Below are 7,830 nucleotides of genomic sequence, written 5' to 3' on the forward strand. Positions count from 1 at the left end.
CAGCTGCCGCAGCGTTGCGCACTGCGCCAGCCCGGCCGAAGCCAGGAAGGCCTCCAGCATCGGCGGCACGAAGTGCATCGTGGTGATCCCCTCGCTGGCAACCAGTGCGGCCAGATAGTAGGGATCCTGATGCCCTTCCGGCTTGGCCACCACCAGCGTGGCGCCCTGCAGCAGCGGCCAGAAGAACTCCCACACCGACACATCGAAGCTGAACGGCGTCTTCTGCATCACGCGGTCGGCCGCCGTCAGCCCATACTCGGCCTGCATCCACTGCAGGCGGTTGACGATGCCGGCGTGCTCGATGGCCACGCCCTTCGGCTTGCCGGTCGAACCCGAGGTATAGATCACATAAGCCAGGCTGGCCGGACCGCCTTGCGGCGCCGGGTTGACTTCCGACTCCCCTGCCAGCGACGGCCACTGGCTGTCCAGGCACAGCACCGGCAACGCCGGGTCCATCGACGCTGCCAGCGCGGCGACCAGCGAATCGGCCAGCGCCTGGCGGGTCAGCAGTACGGTCGGACGCGCATCGTCCAGCATGGTGGCCAGCCTGTCCTTCGGATAGCCTGGATCGAGCGGCACATAGGCGCCACCGGCCTTCAGGATGCCCAGCAAGCCCACCACCATCTCGACGCTGCGCTCGACGCAGATACCCACCAGGCTGTCGGCGCCCACACCCTGCCCGCGCAGGTAGTGCGCCAGGCGGTTGGCGCGCGCATTGAGCTCGCCGTAAGTCAGCGACTGGCCCTCGAACTTGACGGCCTCCGCTGCGGGGCTGCGCAGCACCTGCTCCTCGAACAGCGCGTGCAGTGTCTGGCCGTGTGCGAATTCTTTCGCCGTGCTGTTCCAATCGACCAGCAGTTGCTGCCGCTCGCCTTCGGCCAGCATGCACAGCTCGCGGACCGGCGCCTGCGGATTGGCTATAACCGCCATCAGCAGCGTCTGCAAATGCTCGGCCATCCGCTCCACCGTGGCGCGGTCGAACAAGTCGGTGTTGTATTCGAAGTTACCGCCAAGTCCATCCTCCGCCTCGACCAGCGTTAGCGTCAGGTCGAACTTCGCGATCTGTTGTTCGACGCCCATCGGCCTGAGCGCCAGGCCGGGCAGATCCAGCTTGCCCGCAGGCGTGTTCTGAAGCACCAACATCACCTGGAACAGTGGACTATGGCTGGCATTGCGTGCCGGCGCCAGATGCTCCACCACCTGTTCGAACGGCACGTCTTGATGGGCATAGGCATCCAGCGTAGTCGCCTTGACCTGCGCGAGAAGTTCATCGAAGCGCTGCGCCGCATCCACCCGCGTGCGCAGCGCCAGAGTGCTGGCGAAGAAACCGATCAGCGGCTCAAGCTCCGCCCTTTGGCGATTCGCGATCGGCGTGCCGATGCAGATGTCATCCTGGCCGGCATAACGGCTGAGCAGCACATTGAAGGCCGCCGCCAGCGTCATGAATAAGGTGGCCTGCGCCTGCTGGCCAACGCGGTGCAAGCCGCTGGCGATGTGCGGTGGGAACAGCAGCGGTACATTACCCCCTTCGTGGGTCTGCACCGCCGGACGCGGACGATCCGTCGGCAGCGACAGCAAGGCCGGTGCGCCGTGCAATTGGGTTTTCCAGTAGTCGAGCTGCTTCTGCAGTGCCGTACCAGCCAGCTGCTCGCGCTGCCAATGCGCAAAGTCGGCATACTGCAGCGCCAGTTCCGGCAACTGCGGCGCGGTCCCTTCGACAAACACGCTGTACAAGGCGGCCACTTCGCCGATCAGTACCCCCATCGACCAGCCATCGAAGACGATATGATGGAACGTCAACAGAAACACATGAACGTCCTCGCCCATTGCAATGAGCCGGGCACGCAGCAAGGGGCCGGCTTGCAGGTCGAACGGCGCGCGCGCCTCGTCCCGCGCCAGCGCCTCAGCCCGGGCCTGCCGTTCGCCCGGCGGCAGTGCGCTGATATCGACGACCGGAATGGCCAGCCGCAACTCGGGAGCGACCACCTGCACCGGCGCGCCATCGACAAGATCAAAGGTCGTGCGCAGCACTTCATGGCGGCGCACGATCTCGTTGAGCGTGCGCTCGAGCGCGGCGCGGTCCAGCCGCCCCCGGATTTCAAACGCGCCGGGCAGGTTGTAGGCCGCGCCCCCATCGGTGAAGCGGTCGATGAACCAGACCCGCTCCTGTGAATACGAAAGAGGCAGCAAACCCGCGCGGTCGGCCAGCGCAATCGACGTCGGCTGCTGCGGCTCATCCTCCGCCAGCAGCAGAGCAAGGAGTTCCTCTTTCATTGATTCCAGCGAGCGCTCGGTCATACGATGGTGCCTCTCAAAAGATAAGTAAATGAATGTCGTTGTCTGTCCCGGAAGCGCGAATGGGTGGATGTCAGCGGCTCCGGCAGGGATGCTCACCCTCACCTTGCATCCTCGCTTACAGGAACGCAAGGACCGCCTGGCAGAGTCGCCAGGTAGGGCAAAATGGCGTGAGGTCTATCACGCCAGTGGAGTTTGACTGGCTTTCAGACGTTTCTTTTCGGCGAGCAAGGCGGCGATTTCCTCTGGCGACATGGCGTCGATGCTCTTCTGCACGGAGACCTTGGCGGCGGCCATATTCTCCAGCCTTGCCGTTTCGGCCTGCACCCGGGCCGCTTCGATCTGCGCCGCCAGCGCAGCGATGGTGGTCGCCTCAAACAGGCTTCGCAGCGGCAGGTCGACCTGCAAATGCTTGCGCACATGCGACAGCACCTGCGTCGCCATCAGGGAATGGCCGCCCAGGTCAAAGAAATCGTCATGGACGCCAATCGCTTCCATGCCGAACAGGTTCTGCCAGATGCCGGCCAGCGTCTTCTCGACATCATTGCCGGGTGCCGCATAGGCCACCAGCAGGTCGGAACGAGTGACGCCCTGTCCACCAGCCACCGATTGCGGCTTTTCGGCGTCCAGCGCCGACCGGTTGACATCGGCGATGTGCCCGGCCGTGACCGCAAACGCCAGCGGCGAGACGATCAGCTGGGGCAGTCGGGACGCCAGCAGGACATCGAACACGGCCTTCGCATCGCGTTCGGCAATGCCGTTCGACATCAACGCGGCAAGGCCGGAGCCATCCTCCGTCAGATGCTGCGGCAACTTGGCGCGCGCCATCATCCCGGCATCCTTCCAGATCGTCCAGTTGACCGACAGGACGTTGCCACCCGCTTGCAAGCTGTCGCGATGGGCCAGCGCGTCCAGGAAGGCATCCGCTCCCGCCGCATCGGCCTGGCCGGCGAAAGGCAGCACGGCATTCATCGACGAGCACAGGATGACGAAGTCAAGGCGCGAGAAGTCGAAGATCTTGCTCAGTATCGCCGCGCCAGCCAGTTTCGGCGCCAGTACCTGGCCCGCCTGCCCCCCCGGCGCCAGGCGCAGGGCTGCAGCACCGGCCTGTCCAGCCGCATGGAAAATGCCTTGCAGCTGACCGAATGCCAATATGGCGGCATCGGCCATCCGGTTCATGGCCGCTTCGTCAGCGACGTCGGCTGCAAGGTACAGCACGGCGGCGCCCAGCGCCTCCAGCGCTTGCAACTGGCCGATCTTGCGGCTGCCGGCGTCGTCGTCCGCATGCGCCCGAAGGTAGTCGCCCCACTCCGCCTTGGGCGGCAATGGCTGGCGCCCGGTCAGGGTGAGCGCGGGAGCGGAACGATTTTCGGCCAGATAGCGCGCGAAGGCATAGCCGACTCCGCCCAGCCCGCCCGTGATCAGGTAATGTTGACGGCTGCCGGAGACCGCCGGCAGCGTCCCGTGCACCGCCACTGACACCGGCTCGATGACTCGGCTCCAACGGTAACTGCCGCGCAACGCCACAATGGTTTCGGCTACGTCGCTGGACAACTCCGCCGCCAACAGCGCGCCAAGCCTGGCGCCGATTCCCTCGCCAGGCGTGACGACGATGTCCACGCTGCGGCTGCGGAGGTTCGCACATTCCAGGGCCATAACCTGGCATGGTCCGAGCAGGGTCGCCTTCTCGGGAGCGAGGAACTCGTCGCCGATGACGGCATAAAGCCCATTCGAGAGCACATTGATGGTCAGTGCGGCGTCGATGCCAAGCCGGCCGATCGCATGCGCGAGGAAGCGCATGCTGTAGAAGCCATCGTGCTGGTCGATGGCGCTGCCGCTTTGCGGCGGCGTCAGGCTCCAGCAATGGGTGATCCTGGCGGGCATGCCATGCCGTTCCATGCACAGTGACAGCAGGCGTTCGTAGTGAGCGGGTTGGGCGGCGTCGATCTCAATCCGTTCTGCGCTCACGGCGGCGAAATCGCCGCCCTGCGTGACGACGATGACCTGTTCGCCCCCGGCCCGGATCGCATCGATAACGGACTGGCTCAAGCCGTGGCGATCAGCCAGCACCAGATGCACCGTGGATGCAGCGGCAGCGCCGGGCACAGGGCCAGGCAAACGCTTCCAGGTCGGCGCGTAAAACCACTGCCCGACATCGGCGCGGCGGGTCCGGTCCGGCTGGGCCGCCGGCAGATCCACCGGCACGGGATCGTTGATCCAGTGCCGCTTGCGCGCGAAGGGATAGGTCGGCAGCGGAATGCGGCGACGGCGTTCCCGGCCACGGAAACGGTTCCAGTCGATTGCGACGCCATGCGTCCACAGCCAGCCAGCAGCACGCATCAGGGTGATGGCCGATGAGGTAGCCGACTTGGCGTCGGGCAGCGCACCGACCGCACGCACCTGAACACCCGCCTGGGCGTGCTGCCTGACCAGACTGGCCAGCGAGCGGCCCGGACCGATTTCGACAAACAGCGGCGCATGGCGCTGCATGAGCGTGCGCACGCCATCGGAAAAGCGTACTGCCTGGCGCAGATGCGCACACCAATAGGCGGGGCTGGTGGCCTGCTCGGCCGTGATCCAGCCGCCGCTTACATTGGAGACATAGGGAATGCGCGGCACATTCAGCTTGACGCGAGAGACCGCGGCCGCGAATTCATCGAGGATGGGGTCCATCATGCCCGAATGGAAGGCATGCGAAGTATGCAGGGGCTGAAATTCGATGCTCTGTGCACGCAGCACGCGCTCCAGCGCTTCGATGGCTTCGGCGCTGCCGGACACGCTGCAGATGGCCGGCGCGTTCACCGCGGCGATCCACAGGTCGCTGCCCATCAGCGGTTGCAAGGCCGGCTCCGAGGCGTGTACCGCCAGCATCCGGCCGGCCGGCAATCCGGCGATCAGCTTGCCGCGCTGGGCCAGCAGCGCAAGCGCGTCCGGCAACGAGAAAACCCCGGCAAGACAGGCCGCCACGTATTCCCCCACACTGTGGCCCGCCATCGCGTCGGGCGATATGCCCCAATGCGCGAGCTGACGCACCAGCGCATATCCCACGGCGAACAAGGCCGGTTGCGCGATCTGGGTCTGGCGCAGCAGATCCTGGGCATGCCCGCCTTGCTCACCATCGGCGAACAGCACCGCGCGCAGGTCCAAGCCCAGCGCCGGCAGCAGGAGCTCAGCGCAACGGTCGATCTCGGTCCGAAACACTTCCTCGGTCTGGTACAAGTCCTTCCCCATGCCGGCATACTGAGCGCCCTGGCCCGGGAATATGAAGACGACGGAGTTGCCCTTGCCTTCCGCGACGGGCGCCGGTGCGGCCGTTTCCGTCTCCAGCTGTTCGATCGCATTGGCGACACTGCTGCACACCAACGCGCGGCGATAGCCGAAGGCGGTTCGTCCGACCTGCGTCGTATAGGCCGCGTCGGCCAGGCTGGTTTGCGGATGGTCGGCGAGGAAGCGCTGCAGATTGGCGCCCGCCGCTGCAAGCGCTTCCGGCGTCCTGGCCGACAGCAGCAGCACCTGGTCTGGCCGCGCCGACGGTTCCGTCGTCACGCGCGGCGGCTCCTCGACGATCACATGTGCGTTGGTGCCGCCGATACCGAAGGAACTGACCCCGGCCCGCATCGGCGTGTCCGTGGCGGCCAGCTGTTGCAGCGATGCGTTCACATAGAACGGGCTGTTGGCGAAGTCGATATGCGGATTTGCCTTGGTAAAGTGCAGGCTGGGCGCGATCTCGCGGTCCCTCACCGTCAAAACGGCTTTGATCAGCCCTGTCACACCGGCCGCCGTGTCGAGATGCCCCATATTGGTTTTCAGCGAGCCGATGGCGCAGAACTGCTTCTTGTCGGTCGACGTGCCAAACGCCTGCTGGAGTGCTCGCATCTCGATCGGATCGCCAAGTATGGTACCGGTGCCGTGCGCCTCCACATAGGAAATTGATTCCGGGTGTACGTCGGCCACGGCCATGGCCTCGGTAATCACTGCCGCCTGCCCGTTCACGCTGGGCGCCGTGAATCCCACCTTGTCGGCTGCATCGTTATTGATCGCCGAGCCGCGAATGACCGCGTGGATCGTATCGCCGTCCTCCAGGGCCTTGCTCAAGGATTTCAGTAGGACGGCGGCCACGCCATTGCCCGGCGCGGTGCCGGCCGCCTTTTCGTCGAAGGTCCGGCAGCTTCCATCGGGCGACATGATATCCCCCGGCTGGTACATATAGCCTTCCAGGCGCGTCTGCAGGCTCGCGCCGCCCGCCAGCGCCATGTCGCTTTCTCCGCTCAGTATGCTCTGGCAGGCCAGATGCACGGCCACGAGCGAAGTCGAACAGGCCGTCTGCACCGCCACCGCCGGACCGCGCAGGCCAAGATGGTAGGCCACGCGGCTGCACAGATAATCCTTCTCGTTGCCAATCTGGATTTGCTTCACGGAGACGGACTCCGCAAACTTGGCGTTTCCGTAGATCTTGTGGAGGAAGTAGGCGCTGTTCGAGGCGCCGGCAAACACGCCGATCGCGCCAGGGTAGGCCCCGGGCGCATAACCCGCATGCTCAAGCGCCTCCCATGCCACCTCCATGAACAGGCGCTGCTGCGGATCGGCCACTTCGGCATCCTTGGGCGTGAAGCCGAAGAACTCCGCATCAAAGCGGTCGAAGTCGGGCACAACGGTGCCGCGCTTGACGTAGTTCTTGTCCTCAAACACGCTGGCGGACACGCCCGCCGCAAGCAATTCCTCGTCACTGAAAGTACGAACGTTCTCGATACCGTTCTTGAGGTTATACCAGAACTCATCAACGTTTTTAGCGTCCGGGAATCGCCCTGCCATCCCGATCACAGCTACCGAATATGCATCATTGTTGAATTCCGACGAACTAATTGAAGTCATAGGTTTCTCAAGAATCATTGTTATTTGGAGCGGGCTGCAGAGCGCCTCTGCATGGCTTGGCGGCGATGCTGCCCCCGCTCCAGGCTTTCCGCATCGGCCGCCGCTGCCGAGGGCGAACTGTCCAAGGCCCCTGCCAGTTTTTCGATGGTAGGATATCTGAACAAATCGACCACGGAAAGGCTTTTCTGAAAATATTGCATGATTAGCACGTGCAGTCTGATGATGAGCAGCGAGTGCCCGCCCAGGTCGAAGAAATTGTCATGGATGCCGACCCGCTCGACGTTCAACAATTCACGCCAGAGCGCCACCAGCCGCTCTTCGGTATCGGTCTGCGCCGCGACATATTCGGCGCGCAGCAGGCCCCCGTCCGGCGCCGGCAAGGCCTTCCGGTTAATCTTGCCGTTGGCCGTCAGTGGCAGCTGATCGAGCACCATCCAGGCCGACGGCACCATGTGCTCGGGCAGAGCGCCGGCAAGGTAATCCTTCAACTGCGGTAGCAGTTGTCCGGCGTCTGCGCTGCCCTCGTGCGTGGTCAGGTAGGCGACCAGGCGCTGGTCGCCCGGACTGTCCTCGCGCGCCACCACCACTGCCTCGCGCACCGCCGCGTGCCGCGCCAGCCAGGTTTCGATTTCCCCCAGCTCGATGCGGAAGCCGCGCAGCTTC

At 64.7% G+C, this 7,830-nt stretch carries 3 protein-coding genes; all 3 read right to left on the reverse strand.

The features are described from left to right. A partial coding sequence (locus O3298_RS28955; protein ID WP_305061180.1) for a condensation domain-containing protein occupies nt 1-2,298 on the reverse strand: 2,298 nt, incomplete at its 3' end. 177 nt (nt 2,299-2,475) lie between these two features. After that, entirely contained in the window at nt 2,476-7,167 is a 4,692-nt protein-coding gene (locus tag O3298_RS28960) for a type I polyketide synthase (protein ID WP_305061181.1), read from the reverse strand. 20 nt (nt 7,168-7,187) lie between these two features. After that, a partial coding sequence (locus O3298_RS28965) for a phosphopantetheine-binding protein (RefSeq protein ID WP_305061182.1) occupies nt 7,188-7,830 on the reverse strand: 643 nt, incomplete at its 5' end.

Origin of the sequence: Janthinobacterium sp. SUN137, assembly GCF_030587265.1 — a bacterium.
Lineage (GTDB): Bacteria > Pseudomonadota > Gammaproteobacteria > Burkholderiales > Burkholderiaceae_D > Janthinobacterium > Janthinobacterium kumbetense.

Coding starts and splice junctions, on each gene's coding strand:
- O3298_RS28960 (WP_305061181.1), bottom strand. CDS start 7,167: ATGACTTCAATTAGTTCGTCGGAATTCAACAATGATGCATATTCGGTA.